Source organism: Trueperaceae bacterium (assembly GCA_036381035.1).
GTDB lineage: Bacteria > Deinococcota > Deinococci > Deinococcales > Trueperaceae > DASRWD01.
Window position 1 is genome coordinate 1 of sequence record DASVDQ010000029.1, and the last position, 15,995, is coordinate 15,995.

General features: G+C 73.2%; 14 protein-coding genes. 9 read left to right on the forward strand and 5 right to left on the reverse strand.

What is annotated here, in order from left to right; all coding sequences use genetic code 11:
* Positions 1–88: 88 nt before the first annotated feature.
* The 3 genes from VF202_04845 to VF202_04855 all read right to left on the reverse strand — a co-directional run bounded on the left by VF202_04845 (position 89) and on the right by VF202_04855 (position 2,781).
* The gene (locus VF202_04845) at positions 89–586 is read right to left on the reverse strand and encodes a DUF4143 domain-containing protein (protein HEX7039420.1); all 498 of its coding nucleotides are present in this window, start codon (positions 584–586) and stop codon (positions 89–91) included.
* A 273-nt stretch (positions 587–859) separates the two neighbouring features.
* Positions 860–2,005, reverse strand: a complete 1,146-nt coding sequence (locus tag VF202_04850; GenBank protein ID HEX7039421.1) for a citrate/2-methylcitrate synthase — start codon at positions 2,003–2,005, stop codon at positions 860–862.
* Positions 2,006–2,283: 278 nt separating this feature from the next.
* A complete protein-coding gene (locus tag VF202_04855; GenBank protein ID HEX7039422.1) occupies positions 2,284–2,781 on the reverse strand; it encodes a hypothetical protein in 498 nt (165 codons plus the stop codon).
* 198 nt (positions 2,782–2,979) lie between these two features.
* Here VF202_04855 and VF202_04860 point away from each other — a divergent pair, with 198 nt between their 5' ends.
* The 3 genes from VF202_04860 to VF202_04870 are packed head-to-tail and all read left to right on the forward strand — an operon-like array spanning position 2,980 to position 6,521.
* A complete protein-coding gene (locus VF202_04860) occupies positions 2,980–4,077 on the forward strand; it encodes a thiamine pyrophosphate-dependent dehydrogenase E1 component subunit alpha (protein HEX7039423.1) in 1,098 nt (365 codons plus the stop codon).
* A 28-nt stretch (positions 4,078–4,105) separates the two neighbouring features.
* On the forward strand, positions 4,106–5,080 hold the full coding sequence (locus VF202_04865) for an alpha-ketoacid dehydrogenase subunit beta (protein HEX7039424.1): 975 nt from the start codon (positions 4,106–4,108) through the stop codon (positions 5,078–5,080).
* 22 nt (positions 5,081–5,102) lie between these two features.
* On the forward strand, positions 5,103–6,521 hold the full coding sequence (locus VF202_04870) for a dihydrolipoamide acetyltransferase family protein (GenBank protein ID HEX7039425.1): 1,419 nt from the start codon (positions 5,103–5,105) through the stop codon (positions 6,519–6,521).
* 97 nt (positions 6,522–6,618) lie between these two features.
* On the opposite strand, the gene VF202_04875 is transcribed toward VF202_04870, so the two are convergent.
* On the reverse strand, positions 6,619–7,983 hold the full coding sequence (locus VF202_04875; GenBank protein ID HEX7039426.1) for an FAD-binding oxidoreductase: 1,365 nt from the start codon (positions 7,981–7,983) through the stop codon (positions 6,619–6,621).
* A gap of 116 nt (positions 7,984–8,099) precedes the next feature.
* Here VF202_04875 and VF202_04880 point away from each other — a divergent pair, with 116 nt between their 5' ends.
* Both VF202_04880 and uvrC read left to right on the forward strand, forming a co-directional pair.
* The gene (locus VF202_04880) at positions 8,100–8,549 is read left to right on the forward strand and encodes a MarR family transcriptional regulator (protein ID HEX7039427.1); all 450 of its coding nucleotides are present in this window, start codon (positions 8,100–8,102) and stop codon (positions 8,547–8,549) included.
* 49 nt (positions 8,550–8,598) lie between these two features.
* Positions 8,599–10,404, forward strand: coding sequence for an excinuclease ABC subunit UvrC (gene uvrC / locus VF202_04885; GenBank protein HEX7039428.1), 1,806 nt, complete (start codon positions 8,599–8,601; stop codon positions 10,402–10,404).
* 94 nt (positions 10,405–10,498) lie between these two features.
* Here uvrC and VF202_04890 read toward each other — a convergent pair whose 3' ends face one another.
* A complete protein-coding gene (locus VF202_04890; protein HEX7039429.1) occupies positions 10,499–11,050 on the reverse strand; it encodes a GNAT family N-acetyltransferase in 552 nt (183 codons plus the stop codon).
* 62 nt (positions 11,051–11,112) lie between these two features.
* Between VF202_04890 and VF202_04895 the strand changes: the two genes are divergently transcribed.
* Genes VF202_04895 through VF202_04910 form a run of 4 tightly spaced genes read left to right on the forward strand, consistent with a single transcriptional unit; the run spans position 11,113 to position 15,992 of the window.
* Positions 11,113–12,075 carry a MoxR family ATPase gene (locus VF202_04895; GenBank protein HEX7039430.1) on the forward strand — a complete coding sequence of 321 codons (963 nt, stop codon included), beginning with the start codon at positions 11,113–11,115 and terminating at the stop codon, positions 12,073–12,075.
* A gap of 16 nt (positions 12,076–12,091) precedes the next feature.
* Complete coding sequence (locus tag VF202_04900) at positions 12,092–12,967, forward strand: DUF58 domain-containing protein (GenBank protein HEX7039431.1); 876 nt, start codon at positions 12,092–12,094, stop codon at positions 12,965–12,967.
* The gene (locus tag VF202_04905) at positions 12,964–13,767 is read left to right on the forward strand and encodes a serine/threonine-protein kinase (protein HEX7039432.1); all 804 of its coding nucleotides are present in this window, start codon (positions 12,964–12,966) and stop codon (positions 13,765–13,767) included. The genes VF202_04900 and VF202_04905 overlap by 4 nt, the downstream gene beginning before the upstream one ends.
* Positions 13,764–15,992: an ABC transporter permease gene (locus VF202_04910; protein HEX7039433.1), complete on the forward strand. Its 2,229-nt coding sequence runs from the start codon at positions 13,764–13,766 to the stop codon at positions 15,990–15,992. The genes VF202_04905 and VF202_04910 overlap by 4 nt, the downstream gene beginning before the upstream one ends.
* Positions 15,993–15,995: the final 3 nt, after the last annotated feature.

The window sequence follows — 15,995 nt, forward strand, 5'->3', positions numbered from 1 at the left end:
GACCGCTACGCCGAGTGGCTGCGCGCGTTCGTGGCCAGCCTCGAGGTGAGGGCCGCGGCGGGGGGTTAGCTCCCGTTACCGCCCCCGGCTAGCTCCCCGAGCCGAGCCGCACGGCCGGCAGCACCTCGACGGAGTCGCTGAGCGGCCACGACTCCTCCCCCGGGTACACCACGTAGGCCGTTCGCGACATCAGGTCGGAAAGCGCGTTCCAGAACCCCTTCGTCACCGTGGGGGACAGGGAGTACTTCATCTCGTAGCCCACCCGTTCCCTACGCCTCCCTTCGACCACCAGGTCCAGTTCCGCGCCGGCCGCGGTCCTGTAGAACGTGGCGTCCCGGGGTGTCGTCATGTTCAGGAGCTGTTCGATGAGGAAGCCCTCCCATGACGCCCCGACGATCGGATGCCCCTGGAGCTCGTCGATGTCCGCGATGTCGAGGAGCGCGTGCAGGAGCCCGGAGTCTCGCAGGTACACCTTGGGAGCCTTCACGAGGCGCTTGCCGAGGTCGGCTCGGTGCGGTTCGAGCGATCTCGCCAAGAAGGTGCCGATGAGGATGTCCCTGTAGGAGTTCGCCGTGGGCGGGCTCACCCCGAGGGTGCGCGCCAGCTCGCTGGCGTTCCAGAGCTGCCCGTCGACCTGGCCAAGGTGGTCTTACCGACCTGGCGTGCCCCAAGCAGCGCCACGACCGGGAAGGACTCGAGTGCCTCCTCGACCGCCGACGTCAAGCGGCGCCGAATCATCCTTGCGTTTCGAAAGTCACACTTACATCTTGCAAGGATGCGCGTCGCGCCTGTCCATCTGGCGGCCGTCGCCAGAGCGTGGTCCCGCCGCACGTTTCGCGAGCGGGCCCAGGCGGCTGCTTCAGCCCCGCTGCTCTATGGGCACGAACCTCTTGTCGCGCGGTCCCTCGTAGACGAGGCGCGGGCGCATCAGCTTGTTGTCGGCGTACTGCTCGTAGAGGTGCGCCATCCAGCCGGCGATGCGCGCCACGGCGAAGATGGGCGTGTACATGGCCGCGGGGAAGCCGAGCATGCGGTAGACCGAGGCGCTGAAGAAGTCGACGTTCGGCCGCACCTGCTTGCCGCGCCGCGCCATCTCGCGCTCCATGACGCGCTCCATCTCGAGGCTCATCTCGAACCACTTGCTGTCGCCCGACTCCTCGGCCAGCTTGCGGCTGACCTCCTTGAGGACCTGGGCGCGCGGGTCGAGCACGCGGTAGACGCGGTGGCCGAAGCCCATCACGCGCCCGCCCGGCCGCGACAGGACGTCGAGGACGTAGCCCTCGACGTTCTCGACGGAGCCGATCTTCTCGAGGGCCTCCATGACGGCCTCGTTCGCGCCGCCGTGCAGCGGGCCCTTGAGGGCCGCCGTGGCCGCCGTGACGGCGCTGTAGACGTCGGTGAGGGTGCTGGCGGCGGCGCGGGCGACGAACGTGCTGGCGTTCGAGCCGTGCTCGGCGTGGAGCACGAGGGCCACGTCCATCACGTTCGTGGCGGCCTCGGTGGGCTCCTCGCCGGTGATCATGTAGAGGAAGTTGCCGGCGATGCCGAGGCCCGGGTGCGGCGCCACCGGCTCGAGGCCCTGCCGCACGCGCTGTATGCCCGCCACCACGGTGGGGAACTGCGCCAGCAGCAGCCTGCCGATGCGCTTGACGTTGTCCAGGCCCACGTCGTCGGCCTGCGGGTCGAGCGCGCCGAGGAGCGCGACGGCGGAGGTGAGGGCGTGCATCGGGTCGACGTCCCGCGGCAGGGCGACGAGCTGGTCCACGACGGCCCTGGGGAGCTCGAACGCCGTCCTCAGCTCGGCCCTGAAGGCGTCCAGCTGGGCCCTGGTGGGGAGCTCGCCCTCCCATAGCAGGTGGACGACCTCCTCGAAGCTCGCCTTGTCGGCGAGCTCCCTGATGTCGTAGCCGCGGTAGATCAGCTCGCCCTTGGCGCCGTCGATCGAGCAGATCGAGCTGACGTCGATGTTGACGCCTTCGAGCCCGCGGTAGATCGTCTGTTCCATCGTCTCTCTCTTCCCCGGGCGGCCGCTGGGGCCTCCCGGGCGCGCCGCGGGAGCGGCGGCAGGCGCCGTCGGGCGCACCGGCAGTCTAAAGGACGTCGGCGGCGTCTCCGGGCCCCGGTGCGGCGGACCGGGGCACAGGTCGCCGGGTCGCCGTGTGCCTGCGCTTCGCGGGGGCCGGTCGCCGCGGCTCGCGGGGCCCGGCCGCGCCGGGGGGCCCTCAGCCCTCGCGCGCGACGAAGAGCGGGCCGGGGGACGCGGCGAACGTCGCCTGCGCGGCCTCAGCCCTCGCGCGCGACGAAGAGCGCGACCCCGGCGGCGGCGATCGCGCCGAGCAGGACCGCCGTCACGAGGTCGGCGGCGGCGAGGCCCACGACGAGCCCGATCAGCGCCAGCGCGCCGCCCACGACGAGCGCGAGGTGCGCCGGCGGGGGGTCGAGGGCGTCGGCCATGCAGAGGGCCGCTCCGAGGCTGAGGAGGTAGGCGCCGTCCCACCCCGCGACGGCCTCGAACAGGATCCCCACGCCGGACCCGGCCAGCGCCGCGCCCAGCAGCAGCACGCCGCGGGTGCCGAACCTCCCGTAGGCCACGAGGAAGGCGCCGCCGGCGAGCGTGGCCCACAGCCACGCCGAGCTGCCGAGGAGCCGGGCGAGGACGGCTAGGCCCAGGCAGGCGGCGAGCGTCAGGGCTATGAGCGCCGCCGGCGGCAGGCCGCCCACGCGGCGGGCGAGCTCGCGGGCCAGGCCGGGCAGGGCCGAGTTACGAGCCGTGCGCTCCACGACGCGAGGATAAGGCGTTCGTGAGGGCCGCCGCAGTGCCCGCACATGCCAGCTCCGTTACGGAAGGCGCTCTGGGGCCGGTGGTATCGTCGGGTCACTGACCGTCCGTGACCGGCCGGCAGGGGGCCGCCGGTTCGTCGCCTACGCCTCATGGAGGCCCGGGGCGCACGGGGCGCCAGGGCCGGTAGGGAGCGACGCATGATCCTTCAAGGCCAAGCCTTCGAGCCCTTCACCAGCGAACCGATCAGGCTGATCGGCGACGGCGGCGAGTGGCTGGGCCCGTTCGAGCTAGACCTCGAGCCCGCGCGGCTACGCGGGTTCTACCTCGACATGCTCATGGGGCGGCTCGTCGACGAACGGATGAGCCGCCTCCAACGTCAGGGCAGGACGAGCTTCGTGGCGCCCAGCGCCGGACACGAGGCCGCCCAGGTCGGCCTGGCGCACGCGCTGCGCCGCGGGCACGACTGGCTCTACCCGTACTACCGCGACGTGTCGCTGGTGCTCGCCCTCGGCGTGCCGCTTGTCGAGTTCGTCGGCCAGGTGCTCGGCACGCGGGCCGACCCGGCCAAGGCCCGTCAGATGCCCTTCCACCCGGGCTCCGGCGAGCTGAACGTCTTCACCGTCGCCTCGCCCATCGCCTCGCACGTGCCGCCGGCCGTGGGCACGGCGCTGGCCATGAAGCTCTCGGGCCGCTCCGAGGTCGTGCTGTGCAGCTTCGGCGACGGCGCCACGAGCGAGGGCGACTGGCACGCCGGCGTGAACCTCGCCGGCGCGCAGGGGGCGCCGATCGTCTTCGCCTGCGAGAACAACGGCTACGCCATCAGCGTCGACCTCAAGAAGCAGACGGGGTCCGACAGCATCGCCGTCAAGGCTCACGCCTACGGCATGCCCGGCTACCTGGTCGACGGCATGGACGTGCTGGCGTCCTACTTCGTGGCCCGCGAGGCCGTGGAGCGCGCCCGCGAGGGCGTGGGCCCGGCGCTCGTCGAGCTCGTCGTCTACCGCTACGGCGGCCACTCCTCGGCCGACGACGACTCCCGCTACCGTCCGCGCCAGGAGGTGGAGGCGTGGAGGAAGCGCGACCCGCTGGCCCGCTTCCGCCGCTTCCTCGAGCGTCGCGGCCTGTGGGACGACGCCGACGAGGAGCAGGCCCGCGCCGAGGCGGAGGCGCAGCTCGAGGCCGCCATCGCCGAGGCCGAGGAGGCGGGACCCCCGCCCGTCGGTTGGATGTTCGAGGACGTCTACGCCGAGGTGCCTGAGCGCCTCGAGAAGCAGCGCCGGGAGCTCGAGGCGTGAGGGCGCCGGCGCGGGAGGCTTGCGGACCATGAGCCTGCAGACGATGGCCCAGGCCATCGCCAAGACGCTCGACAGCGAGATGGCGCGCGACGAGCGCGTCGTCGTCATCGGCGAGGACGTCGGCAAGCGCGGCGGCGTGTTCCTCGCCACCGACAAGCTGTTCGAGAAGTACGGCCCCGACAGGGTCATCGACTCGCCGCTCTCGGAGGCCGCCATCATCGGCGCCGCGCTCGGCATGGCCGTCTACGGCATCAGGCCGGTGGCCGAGATCCAGTTCGCCGACTACGTGTTCCCCGGCTTCGACCAGCTGGTGTCGCAGGTGGCGAAGATCCGCTACCGCTCCGGCGGCACCTTCACGGCCCCCATGGTCGTGCGCATGCCGTCCGGCGGCGGGGTCCGCGGCGGTCACCACCACTCCCAGAACCCCGACGCGCACTTCGTGCACACGGCCGGGCTGAAGGTCGTCTACCCGTCGACGCCGGCGGACTCGGCGGGGCTGCTGCGCGCCGCGATCCGCGACGACGACCCGGTCGTCGTCATGGAGCCCAAGCGCCTCTACCGCGCCGTGAAGGAGGAGGTCCCCGAGGGCGAGCACCTGGTGCCGATCGGCGCCTCCGCCGTGCGGCGCGAGGGCGACGACGTCGTGCTCGTCAGCTACGGCGGCAGCATGGCCGAGACGCTCAAGGCCGCCGACGCCCTCGACGAGCAGGGCATCGGCGCCCACGTCATCGACCTGCGCTCGCTGCAGCCGTGGGACGAGAACGCCGTGCTCGAGGCCGCAGCGCGCGTGGGCCGCGTGGTCCTGGTGAGCGAGTCGCCGCGCACGGCCGGCTTCATGAGCGAGGTCTCCGCGACGATCGTCGAGGAGGTCATGGACAGCCTCCTCGCGCCGCCGCTGCGGGTGACGGGCTTCGACACGCCCTACCCCTACGCCCAGGACCGCGAGTACCTGCCCAGCCCCAACCGCATCCTGCGCGCCGTCGAGCGGGTGCTCACCTACTGAGGCAGAGGAGGACTGGCTGACAGTGCCGCGTGAGCTGCTGCTGCCCGAGCTGGCCGAGTCGGTGGTGGAGGGCGAGATCGTCAAGTGGCTGGTGCCGGAGGGCGGCAGCGTCGCCAAGGACCAGCCGATCGTCGAGGTCATGACCGACAAGGTCACTGTCGAGCTCCCCAGCCCCTACGCCGGCGTGGTCGCGAAGCACCTGGCCGGCGAGGGCGACGTCGTGAAGGTCCACCAGGCGATCGCGCTCATCGAGGAGGAGGGCGCCGCCGCAGGAGCGGCCGCTCCCCCCGCCGCGGCGCCGGGCCACGGCGACGAGGAGCGCTCGATCGTCGAGGGCGGCGCGGGGGTCGCCGACGACCGCGGCGACGAGCTGAGCCTGTTCAAGCCCGGCGACGCCCGCGGCGAGGAGCCGCTGCACCGGGTCTCGTTCCAGCGGCGTCTCGACGGCGTCGCGTCGGTGGCCGAGCCCGCGGCCCCGCCGCCCCGGGCCGTCGCGCCCCCGCCGCCCGCGCGGGGCGCCGGACCGGTGAAGGGCCCCTACGGCCGCGTGCTGGCCGTGCCGGCGGCCCGGAAGCTCGCGCGCGAGCTCGGCGTCGACATCGAGCAGGTGGTCGGCAGCGGCCCGAACGGCCGCGTGCGCGTCGAGGACGTCCGCGCCCACGCCGAGGCCGCCGGCGCCGCGGCGTCGCCTCCCGCCCGTCCCGCCGCGGCCCACGCCTCGCCGGCGGACCTCGCCGCCCTCGAGGAGCGGGTGCCGGTGCGGGGCCTGCGGCGCCTGATCTCGCAGCAGATGGTCGCCTCGCACCTGCAGACGGTGCGCACGCTGCACGTGGACGAGGCCGACGTGAGCGCGCTCGTCGCCATGCGCGAGCGCCTCAAGCCCGTCGCCGAGCGTCGCGGCGTGAGGCTCTCCTACCTGCCGTTCGTCATGAAGGCCGTCGTGGCCGCGCTGAAGGAGTACCCGGCGCTCAACTCGAGCCTCGACGAGGCCAAGGGGGAGATCGTCGTCAAGCGCTACTACGACATCGGCATGGCGGTGGCCGTCGACGACGGGCTGGTCGTGCCGGTGGTCAAGGACGTGGCGGGGCGCAGCCTCATCGAGGTCGCCGCCGAGGTCCAGCGCCTGGCCGAGGCCGCCCGCGCCGGCAGGCTCGCCCCCGACGACGTGAAGGGCGGGACGTTCTCGATCACGAACATCGGCAGCCTGGGCGGCCTGTTCTCGTTCCCCATCATCAACGTGCCCGAGGTGGCGATCCTCGGTCTGCACACGATCAAGAAGCGGCCGGTGGTGCTGCCCGACGACACGATCGCCGCGCGCTCGATGGTCTACCTCAGCCTCTCGTTCGACCACCGCGTGCTCGACGGCGCCGTGGCGGCGTCGTTCACCAGCCGCCTCATCGAGCTGCTCCAGACGCCCGAGGAGCTGATGCTCGACCTCTAGTCGGGTCGGGATACGGCGCAGGGCCGGCCGACTGCTCGTGAGGCGGCCGGCCCTTGCCTGCCGGCGAGGCGTCGGGCGCGCGCCGGAGCGTCGCCGCTCAGGCCGGCGTCACGCTGAGGACCGAGCGGAACAGGTCGCCCGGGTCGTAGGCGCGCTTCACCGCGCGCAGGCGCTCCCACGTCCCGCCGGGGTAGGCGTCCTCGACCCTGAAGCCGTCGTCGGCGAAGCTCACGAACTGCGCCGGTCCCTCTGCCAGGGCCTGGTGCGCGCGCTGCAGCCAGTCGAGCGCCGCCGGACCGCCGTCGGGCCGCATGTAGCCGGACATCAGCCACAGCGCCAGCCTCCGCCGCCTGTGGGCGAAGGCCGTGGCCCCGTCCTCCACGCGGGCGATGGCGCCGCCCATGGGCCTGAGCTGCACGCCCCTCATGCCCATCGCCGGCTCGGTCGCGAGGGCCATGACGGCCTCGGCGGCCGCCGGGTCCCACGAGTCCCTGAAGCCCGTGGCGAAGCGCATGGTGATGGGCGGCGCCGGCGGCTCCTCGAGCATCTCGGCGTAGCGCAGGGGGCGTACGGCGTCGACGAGCGGGGCGGCCGCGGCCCGCAGCGGCGCGAAGGCGGCCTTCCCGGCGGCCTCGTCGCCCAGGTGGAAGCCGCGCACTATCGCTATGGGCTTGCCGTGCACCTCGGCCGGCAGGAACGGCATGGGCGGGGCGACCATGACCTGGACGATGACGGTGAGCTCGTCGGGGGCCTCCAGGGCGGCCTTCACGACCCCGTGCACGACCTCGGGGGAGGCCGGCTGGATGAGCACGCCGCCGTAGCCGCCCGCCAACTCGCGCAGGGCGTAGCGCAGACGGGTCACGACGCCGAAGCCGGGTCCGCCGCCCCGCAGCGCCCAGAACAGGTCGGGCTCCGAGTCGGCGTCGGCCCACAGGACGCGCCCGTCGGCCGTGACGACCTCGGCGCCGAGGAGGCTGTCGACGGTGAGGCCCTGGGCGCGGCTGAGGAAGCCGAGGCCGCCCCCCAGCGTCAGCCCCGCGATGCCCACCGTGGGCGTGTCGCCGAAGCCCGTCGCCAGCCCGCGCTCCGCCGACGCCGCCGTGTACTCGCCCGCCGTCACGCCGGCCTGCGCGGTGGCGGTGCGCCCGGCCGCGTCGATGTCGATGCCCTTCATGCCGCGCGTGTCGATCACGAAGACGCCGTCGCCGCCGGCCGCGCCCGTGGGGTGGTGTCCGCCGCCGCGCACCGCGAACGGCACGCCCTCGCCCGCCAGCACGGTCACGGCGCTCGCGACGTCCTCGGCGTCTACGGGCCGCACCAGGGCCAGCGGCCTGGCGTCGCGCCCGGCCAGCATCAGCGCCCTCACGTCGTCGTAGTCGGCCGAGTCGGGCACGATCACGCCGCCGCGCACGTTCCTCTCCAGCAGCCCGAGCGTGCGGGTCACGCTGCTTTCTCCGATCATCCCTGCCTCCTAGCGTCCGGCAGCGCCCGCCGGGCCGGACGGTCGAGGGAAAAGATAGAACTCTAAGCCTTAGATGTCAAATGATATGACCCCTAACGACCTGCTATGCTCGTCCCGTGCGGGACAGGCGGGTAGAGCAGCCCATCGGGCGCTACCTCTGGGACGTGGTCACGGCCATGTCGAGGGAGTTCGATGCCGAGCTCGCGCGCGCGGGAGGCTCGCGGGCGCTGTGGTTCGTCCTCATCGCCCTGTGCGACCACCCGGGGGCGAGCCAGCGCGAGATCGCCGAGCGGGTGGGCGTGCAGGACGCCACGCTCACGCACCACCTGAACGCGATGGAGGAGGCCGGGCTCATCCGCCGCTACCGACCGCCGGAGGACAGGCGCGTGCAGCGCATCGAGCTGACGGCGGAGGGCATGGCCCTGTTCCGCCGCCTGTCCGAGACGGCCGCGGCCTTCGACAGGCGCCTGCGGCGGGGCGTGCCGGACGAGGAGATCGCTCGCCTGAGGGAGACGCTGGCGCGGCTCCTGGCGAACGCGACCGGCGGCGGCGACGACGACGGCTAGCCACCGGGCGGCTACCCCGAACGGCCCGGTGGGGACGTAATATCCCCTGATGAAGCGCACCGACCTGCCGGTGCTACCCCAGCAGCCCGGCTGCTACCTCTACCTCGACCGCGATGGCCGCGTCATCTACGTCGGCAAGGCCAAGAACCTGCGCAGCCGCGTGCGCAGCTACTTCGGCAAGCACGCCGGCCAGAAGGCGCGGCTGCTGACGCGCGACGCCAAGGCGCTCGAGTTCATCGTCACGGCCGACGAGGTCGAGGCCCTGATCCTCGAGGCGAACCTCATCAAGCGGCACAAGCCGCACTTCAACGTCCTCCTCAAGGACGACAAGTCCTACCCGTTCCTCAAGCTCACGAACGAGCGCTACCCGACCCTCGTGTTCACCCGCCGGGTGATCAAGGACGGCGGCACCTACTTCGGCCCCTACCCCAGCGCCGGCTCGGTCAGGCGCGTGATGGACCTCGTCTACAGCGTGTTCAAGCTGCGCAAGAACTCCGGCGTGCCCATGCAGCCCCGCAAGCGGCCCTGCCTGCGCTACCACATGGGCCGCTGCTTCGCGCCCTGCGCCTACCCCGTCGACGACGAGGAGTACCAGCGGGTCGTGTCGCAGGTGAAGGCGTTCCTCGAGGGCAGGGTGGGCGAGGTCATAGCCCAGATGGAGGAGGGCATGAGGTCCGCCGCCGCACGGCAGGACTTCGAGCTCGCCGCCACCTACCGCGACAGGCTCGACGCCGTGAAGCGCGTGACGGGCTACGACTCGAGCGTCGTGCACAGCGAGTCCGACGACCTCGACTTCCTCGGCCTCGCCAAGGCCGGCGACTTCGCGATGGTGCAGCTCTTCCAGATGCGGGGCGGAAGGGTCGTGGGGCGCGACAAGCGCTTCCTCCAGAACGCCGAGGGCGCGACCGACGACGAGGTCCTCGAGGCGTTCATGGCCGACTACTACGGCCGCGCCATGCAGGTGCCGCCCCTCGTGCTCGTGCCGCCGTCGGACCTCGACCTCGGCGTCTGGGCCGACTTCCTCTCGGCGCGCGCCGGACGCAGGGTGGAGGTGCGCGTGCCGCGCCGCGGCGACAAGGTCGAGCTCATGGAGATGGCCCAGCGCAACGCCGCCACCGGCCTCGAGGCCGAGATCGCGCTGCTCGAGCGCCGCGGCGAGGCGCCGGGGGTGAGCGAGCTGCAGAAGCTGCTCGCGCTGGAGAGCCCGCCGTGGCGCATCGAGGGGTTCGACATCTCGAACCTCATGGGCGAGCACACGGTGGCGAGCATCGTGACGTTCGAGGGCGGGCGCGCCAAGCGCAGCGACTACCGCCGGCTCCGCATCCGCAACCCGCAGCGCTCCGACGACTACTACGCCATGCACCAGGCCGTGAAGAGGCGCTTCACGGGCTCCCTGGCCGACAAGATGCCAACGCCCGACCTCCTCCTGATCGACGGCGGCAAGGGCCAGATGAGCGCGGCCAGGCGCGCGCTGCAGGAGGCCGGCCTGCAGGTGCCGCTGGTGGGCCTCGCCAAGAAGCAGGAGACGCTGATCCTCGAGGACGGCGAGGAGCTGCTCGTGCCGCTGGCGCACCCGGCGCTGAGGCTCCTCATCAACGTCCGCGACGAGGCGCACCGCGTGGCCGTGGGCTACAACAGGCAGCGCCGCGGCAGGGCGCTCACGAGGAGCGTGCTCGACGACGTGCCGGGCATCGGCCCCAAGCGCCGCGACGCGCTGCTCGCGCACTTCTCCAGCGTCGACGAGCTGCGCTCCGCCGACGTGGGCACCCTCGCCGCGATCCCCGGCGTCGGCCAGGCGGCGGCCAAGGCCGTGAAGGACTACTTCGCGAGCGAGGAGAGCCGGCAGCGGGCCTAGCGCGAGGGAGAGGCGAGCCGGCGGGAAGGTCGGCTGCGCCGACGGACGGGCGGCGAGGCCGGCTCGCGGGCGCGGCCGGCCGGCGGCGCGGTAGCTAGCCCGCGGGCGCCGCCGGGCGCGCGCCCGCCTGCAGCTCGCGCCAGGCCGAGCGGGTCAGTTCCATGAAGACGTCGACGCGGCCGCTCGGGCCCACCCGGCGACGCACCTCCTGGAACCCGACCTTCCTGAAGGCGGCCTGGGCCCGCTCGTTGTCGCCGAACGTCTCGAGGCGCACGAGCTCGAGCCCGAGGTGCGAGAAGGCGTAGGTCAGCAGCGCGCGCATCGCCTCGGGTCCGTAGCCGCGCGACCAGTGGGTCTTCTCGCCGATGATGATGCCCAGCGTGGCCGAGCCGCCGTTAACGTCGTAGAGCTCGGTGGTGCCTATGAACTCGTCCCGCTCGTCGAAGATGCCGAAGGTCGCCCTGTCGTGGCGCTGCGCGTCGGCCTTCAGCAGGCGCTTGAGCAGCCACAGCGGCATGCGGTTGGGCGGCGTCCCGTTGAGGTAGGAGATCTCCGGGTCGCGGAAGTGGCTCTGCAGCCGTCGCCAGTCCTGCTCGGTGAACTCCTCGAGCGGCCGGAGCGTGACCCTGCCCCAAGCGGGCCTCATGGGCAAGAGTCTACTCGCTGCCGGGGCCGGCGAAGCGGGTCGCCCGTATACTCCGAGTCGACATGACGACTGGACCGGTCCCCGGCAGCGCGAGCGAGGCCTTCCGCGAGAAGTTCCGCCGCATCCTCTCCGGCATCTCCCAGGTGATCCTCGGCCAGGACGCGGTCGTGGAGGAGCTGCTGGTCGCCGCCCTGGCGCGCGGCCACGCCCTCGTCGAGGGCGTGCCCGGCCTGGGCAAGACGCGCCTGGTGAGGGCGTTCGCCGAGGCGACGGACCTCACGTTCGCGCGCATACAGTTCACGCCCGACCTCATGCCGGCCGACGTCACGGGCACGACCGTGTTCGTCGAGGGCCGCCAGGGCTTCGAGTTCCAGCCGGGGCCCGTCTTCACGAACGTGCTCCTCGCCGACGAGATCAACCGCGCCACGCCGAAGTCGCAGTCGGCGCTGCTCGAGGCGATGCAGGAGCGCGCCGTCACCGTGGCGGGCACGCGTCACGCCCTCCCCGACCCCTTCATGGTCCTGGCCACGCAGAACCCGCTCGAGATGGAGGGCACCTACCCGCTGCCCGAGGCGCAGCTCGACAGGTTCATGTTCAAGATCCTCGTCAAGCGCCCCGACGAGGCCACGCTGCGCCGCATCCTCGTGGTCACGACGGGCTCGGACGAGGGGTCCGTGGAGCGGGTCTTCGAGCGCGAGGAGCTGCTCACGCTGCAGCGCATGCTGCGCGCCGTGCCCATCGCCGACGCCGCCCTCGACTACATCGTGCGGCTCGTCGAGGCCACGCACCAGCACCCCTACGTCCGCCTGGGGGCCAGCCCCCGCGGCGCCCAGGCGATCACGCTGGCGGCCAAGGGCTTCGCCCTGGCGGCGGGCCGACCGAACGTCGAGCTCGAGGACATCAGGCGGGCCGTCCTGCCGTCGCTGCGGCACCGGCTCATGCTCACCTTCGAGGCCGAGGTCGAGGGCGCCGACACCGACGCCGTGCTCCAGGAGGTCCTGAGCGGCCTCGAGAAGAAGCGCTGACCACGGCGCCCCGGCGATGCTGACCGCCCGCAGCCGCGCCCTCCTCGACCGCTACTCCCTCGCCTCGCGGGCGCTGGCGGCCGTGAGCGGCGAGCGCGTCAGCCGCGAGCCGGGACAGGGCGTCGAGTTCCACGACTTCAGGCCGTACCAGCCGGGCGACGAGCTGCGGTACGCCGACTGGCGCGTCTACGCCCGCACCGGCCGGCTCTACACCCGCCTCTACCAGGCCGAGCGCGCCGTCCGGCTCCACCTCGTCCTCGACGACTCGGCGAGCATGGCCGTGGGCGGCAAGCGCGCCTACGCACGGGTCTTGGCGCAGCTCATCAGCTACGTCGCGCAGCGCGACGCCCCCACGCAGGTCCACCGCGTTTCCGGCGGCAGCAGCAGGCCGCTGCAGGGGCGCATCGCGATGAGCGCCACGTGGTCGTTCATCGACGAGTCCATCGGCGCCCGCGGCAGCGGCCCCGTGAGCGGGCTGAAGACCTTCGCGCTGTCGCTGCCGCCCCAGCGCGGCAGCGGTCTCGCCCTGGTGATCTCCGACCTGTTCGAGGACGCACCGCTGCGTCCGGGCCTCTCGGCCCTCAAGGCGCGCGGGCTGGACGCGGCGTTCCTGCAGGTCGTGGCCGCCGAGGACCTCGACCCGCCCCGCGGCGAGCTCGAGGTCGTCGACGTGGAGACGGAGGAGAGGCGGCCCGCCGGCCCCGACGAGGTGGAGGCCTACCGCCGCGAGGTGAGGCGGTTCCTCGAGCGCACCCGCGAGACCGTGCTGCGCGCGGGCTTCAGGCACCTCTTGCTGGTGGCGCCGCCGGCGGGCGCAGCGGGGGAGCACGCCGCGCTGGAGAAGGAGGCGTTCGCCGACCTGCTGAGGGCGGGGGTGCTGGTGAGGCGGTGAGGATCATCGGCACGCTGCTCGAGGGGGGCTTGCAGGTGCTGCGCGAGCTCGACAGGGGGGTGTCGGCGCGCGTCTACCTGGCGAGCGACGGCAGGCGCCTGGCGGCGCTGAAGCTCTTCCGCGTCGAGGACTCCTGGCGCGCCGCGCGCGAGCTGGAGGTGGGGAGCGGCCTCGACCACCCGCACCTCAACCCGATCGACGAGTCCCTCGTGGTCCTCGGCCGTCCCGCGCTGCTGATGCCGCTGGTGCTGGGCGTGAGGTACACGCGCTGGGCCGACAAGGGCGCCGACGTCGCGCAGCGGCTCGAGGCCCTGGCCGGCGTCGCCGACGCCCTGGCCTACCTCCACGCCGGCGGGGTCGTGCACCGCGACGTGAAGCCGGAGAACGTGCTCGTCGACGCCCGCGGGCACGCCAAGCTGCTCGACTTCGACCTCTCGGCGCGGCTCGGCGAGCCGCCGGGGTCCACGCCGCCCATCGCCGGCACGCTCGCCTACCTCAGCCCCGAGCAGGCGCGCGGCGCGCCCGCCACGCCCGCGTCCGACGTCTACGGGCTCGGCGTCGTCGCCTACCGGGCCGTCACCGGCCAGGCGCCCTTCACCGGCGACGTCGACGAGGTCCTCAAGGCCCACGCCGCGCTCGAGCCGACGCCGCCGTCCGACCTCGACCCCGCGCTGGCCCCGTTCGACGACCTCGTGTCCCGGCTGCTCGCCAAGGACCAGAGGGCGCGTCCGAACGCCGCTGAGGCCGCGGAGGCGCTCCGAGCGGCGTCCCGTATGATGGCGCGCGTGAAGCCCTCATGAGCGACAGGATCGCCGTCTTCACGATGGCGGTCGTCACCGCGGCGGCCCTGATCCTGGCGCCGTGGGGCGCCGTGAACCGCGAGACCGGGGCCCGCAGCGCCGTGGTCCTGCTGCCGCAGCGCTACGTGGACTTCACGGGCCGCACGGCGCCCGTCGACTTCGCGGCGGGCGGGGCGGTGCTGCTGGTCACCTCCCTGGGCACGCTCCTCGCCGCCGGCGGGTCGCTCACCGGCTCCCGCGCGCGGCACGGGGCGTGGCTCGCGGCCGCGGTGCTGCTGATCGGGGCCAACGCCTGGGGCGTCTCGCGCTTCGGCGCCGCCGTCGACGAGGCGCGACGAGCGGCGGTGCGCGCCGAGGTGGAGGAGGCGATCGCCGACCCGAGCCCCCGCCAGGACCCCGCGGTGCTGCGGGAGGCGCTGGCGGCTTTCGACGAGCGGACGCTGGCCGAGAACATCGCGGCGGTCAGGGCCGGCGGGCTGAACATCAGGCGCCTGCCTTACGCGAACGTCGGCCCCGCCTGGGCGGCGTTCATCGCCGTCCTGCTCGGCCTGGTCGCCGGCGCGGCCGGGCTGCGCGCCTGGGCGGGTCCGCGGCGCGCGATCGACGCGTTCCTGAGGAGCGCGGCGGTGCCGGCGATCTCGATACTGCTCGCGCTGGCCGCCGCTGCCGTCGTCATACTGCTCCTGCAGCCCACGCCCGTCGCCGCCGGCCTGGAGCTCGGCGTGTTCGAGCGCCTCGTCGGGCGGCTCGACACGCTCTGGTACGCCTACTACACGATGTTCCGCGACGCGCTCGGCACCGTGGGCGGCTTCGCGGAGTCGCTCAAGCTGGCCACGCCTCTCATCTTCACCGGCCTCGCCGTCGCCTTCGGCTTCCAGGCCGGGCTGTTCAACATCGGCGCGCCCGGCCAGATGGTCCTCGGCGCGATCGCCGCCGCCATGGTGGGGATCTACATGCCGGGGCCGCGCATCGTCACGCTGCCCCTGGCCGTCCTCGGCGCGTTCGCCGGCGGGGCGCTGTGGGGCGCGCTGCCCGGCTGGCTCAAGGCGCGCTTCGGCGCCAACGAGGTCATCGCGACGATCCTCCTGAACTTCGTCGCGGCCTCGGTGCTGCTGTTCATCCTCTCCTCGAGCAACGTCTTCGCGGCGGCGGCCCTGCGCATCATGGCGGCGATAGGCGTGCTGGCGCTGGTCGCCGTCGTCCTGCTGCTCGTCCCGCCCGTGAGGCGCACGGTGCGGCGGGCGCCGCGTCTGGCCCTGGCGGCCTTCGCCGTGGTCGTGCTGGCCGCCTGCGTGGTGGCCGGCCAGCCCCGGCCAGGCGACGCCCCCGTGACCGTGCAGATGCCGTTCAAGGTGCCGGGCAACGAGCCGAAGTCGCAGCCGCTGCGCGTCGAGGCGCGGATGCCGCAGCTCCCCGAGATGGTGGGGATCGACACCCGCGCCTCCCCCGGCGTGAACGTCGTGCGCATCGACTACGCCCGGCTCGTCGCCCCGCTGGCGGCGCTGGCCTCGCTGTTCTTCCTCGGGCGCGTCAGGTCCCTGCGGCGCTGGCCGGCGCGGCTCGGCGCCGCGGCGCTGCTGGGCGTCGCCCTCTACCTGCTGCTGGCCCTGGTCGGCCTGAACCGCCTGCCCACGGCGATCCCGCCCACGAACCTCAACGGCAGCTTCTTCCTCGCGCTCGTCGCCGCCGCGGTCGTCTACGTGCTGCTGTTCAAGACGCGCTTCGGCTACGAGCTGCGGGCGGTGGGCCTGGCGCCGGGGGCGGCCGAGTACGGCGGCGCGAACATCCCGCGCACGACGGTGATCACGATGGCCATCTCGGGCGGCCTCGCCGGCCTGACGGCGACGCACTACGTGCTCGGCGGCGCCCTCGAGGACTTCGCGCTGCGCCAGTCGATACCCACCAGCGACGGCTTCGACGGCATCGCCGTGGCGCTGCTGGCCGGCAACCACCCCTTCGGCATCCTGCTCTCGGCGCTGCTCTTCGGCGTCATGAAGTACGGGGGCTCGGTGCTGAACATCACCTTCCCTAACCTCACGCGCGAGGTCGTGAGCATGATCCTCGCGCTCGTCGTGCTGTTCATCGCCGCGCGCGGCTTCCTTCCGCAGGCGTTCGTCGACCCCGCCTTCCGCCGACGCTACACCCACGCCGGTCAGCGCGACACGGTCGAGGGCGAGGAGGCGCAGCCGCTGGCGCAGCGGCCGCCGGCGGAGGAGGGGGCGTAGCGC

What these genes read in the sequence shown, in the direction of transcription:
- VF202_04875 (HEX7039426.1), bottom strand. Translation starts at nt 7,983, where the DNA reads ATGATCGGAGAAAGCAGCGTGACCCGCACGCTCGGGCTGCTGGAGAGG.
- VF202_04895 (HEX7039430.1), top strand. Translation starts at nt 11,113, where the DNA reads ATGACGACTGGACCGGTCCCCGGCAGCGCGAGCGAGGCCTTCCGCGAG.
- VF202_04890 (HEX7039429.1), bottom strand. Translation starts at nt 11,050, where the DNA reads ATGAGGCCCGCTTGGGGCAGGGTCACGCTCCGGCCGCTCGAGGAGTTC.
- VF202_04910 (HEX7039433.1), top strand. Translation starts at nt 13,764, where the DNA reads ATGAGCGACAGGATCGCCGTCTTCACGATGGCGGTCGTCACCGCGGCG.
- VF202_04860 (HEX7039423.1), top strand. Translation starts at nt 2,980, where the DNA reads ATGATCCTTCAAGGCCAAGCCTTCGAGCCCTTCACCAGCGAACCGATC.
- VF202_04850 (HEX7039421.1), bottom strand. Translation starts at nt 2,005, where the DNA reads ATGGAACAGACGATCTACCGCGGGCTCGAAGGCGTCAACATCGACGTC.
- VF202_04900 (HEX7039431.1), top strand. Translation starts at nt 12,092, where the DNA reads ATGCTGACCGCCCGCAGCCGCGCCCTCCTCGACCGCTACTCCCTCGCC.
- VF202_04865 (HEX7039424.1), top strand. Translation starts at nt 4,106, where the DNA reads ATGAGCCTGCAGACGATGGCCCAGGCCATCGCCAAGACGCTCGACAGC.
- uvrC (HEX7039428.1), top strand. Translation starts at nt 8,599, where the DNA reads ATGAAGCGCACCGACCTGCCGGTGCTACCCCAGCAGCCCGGCTGCTAC.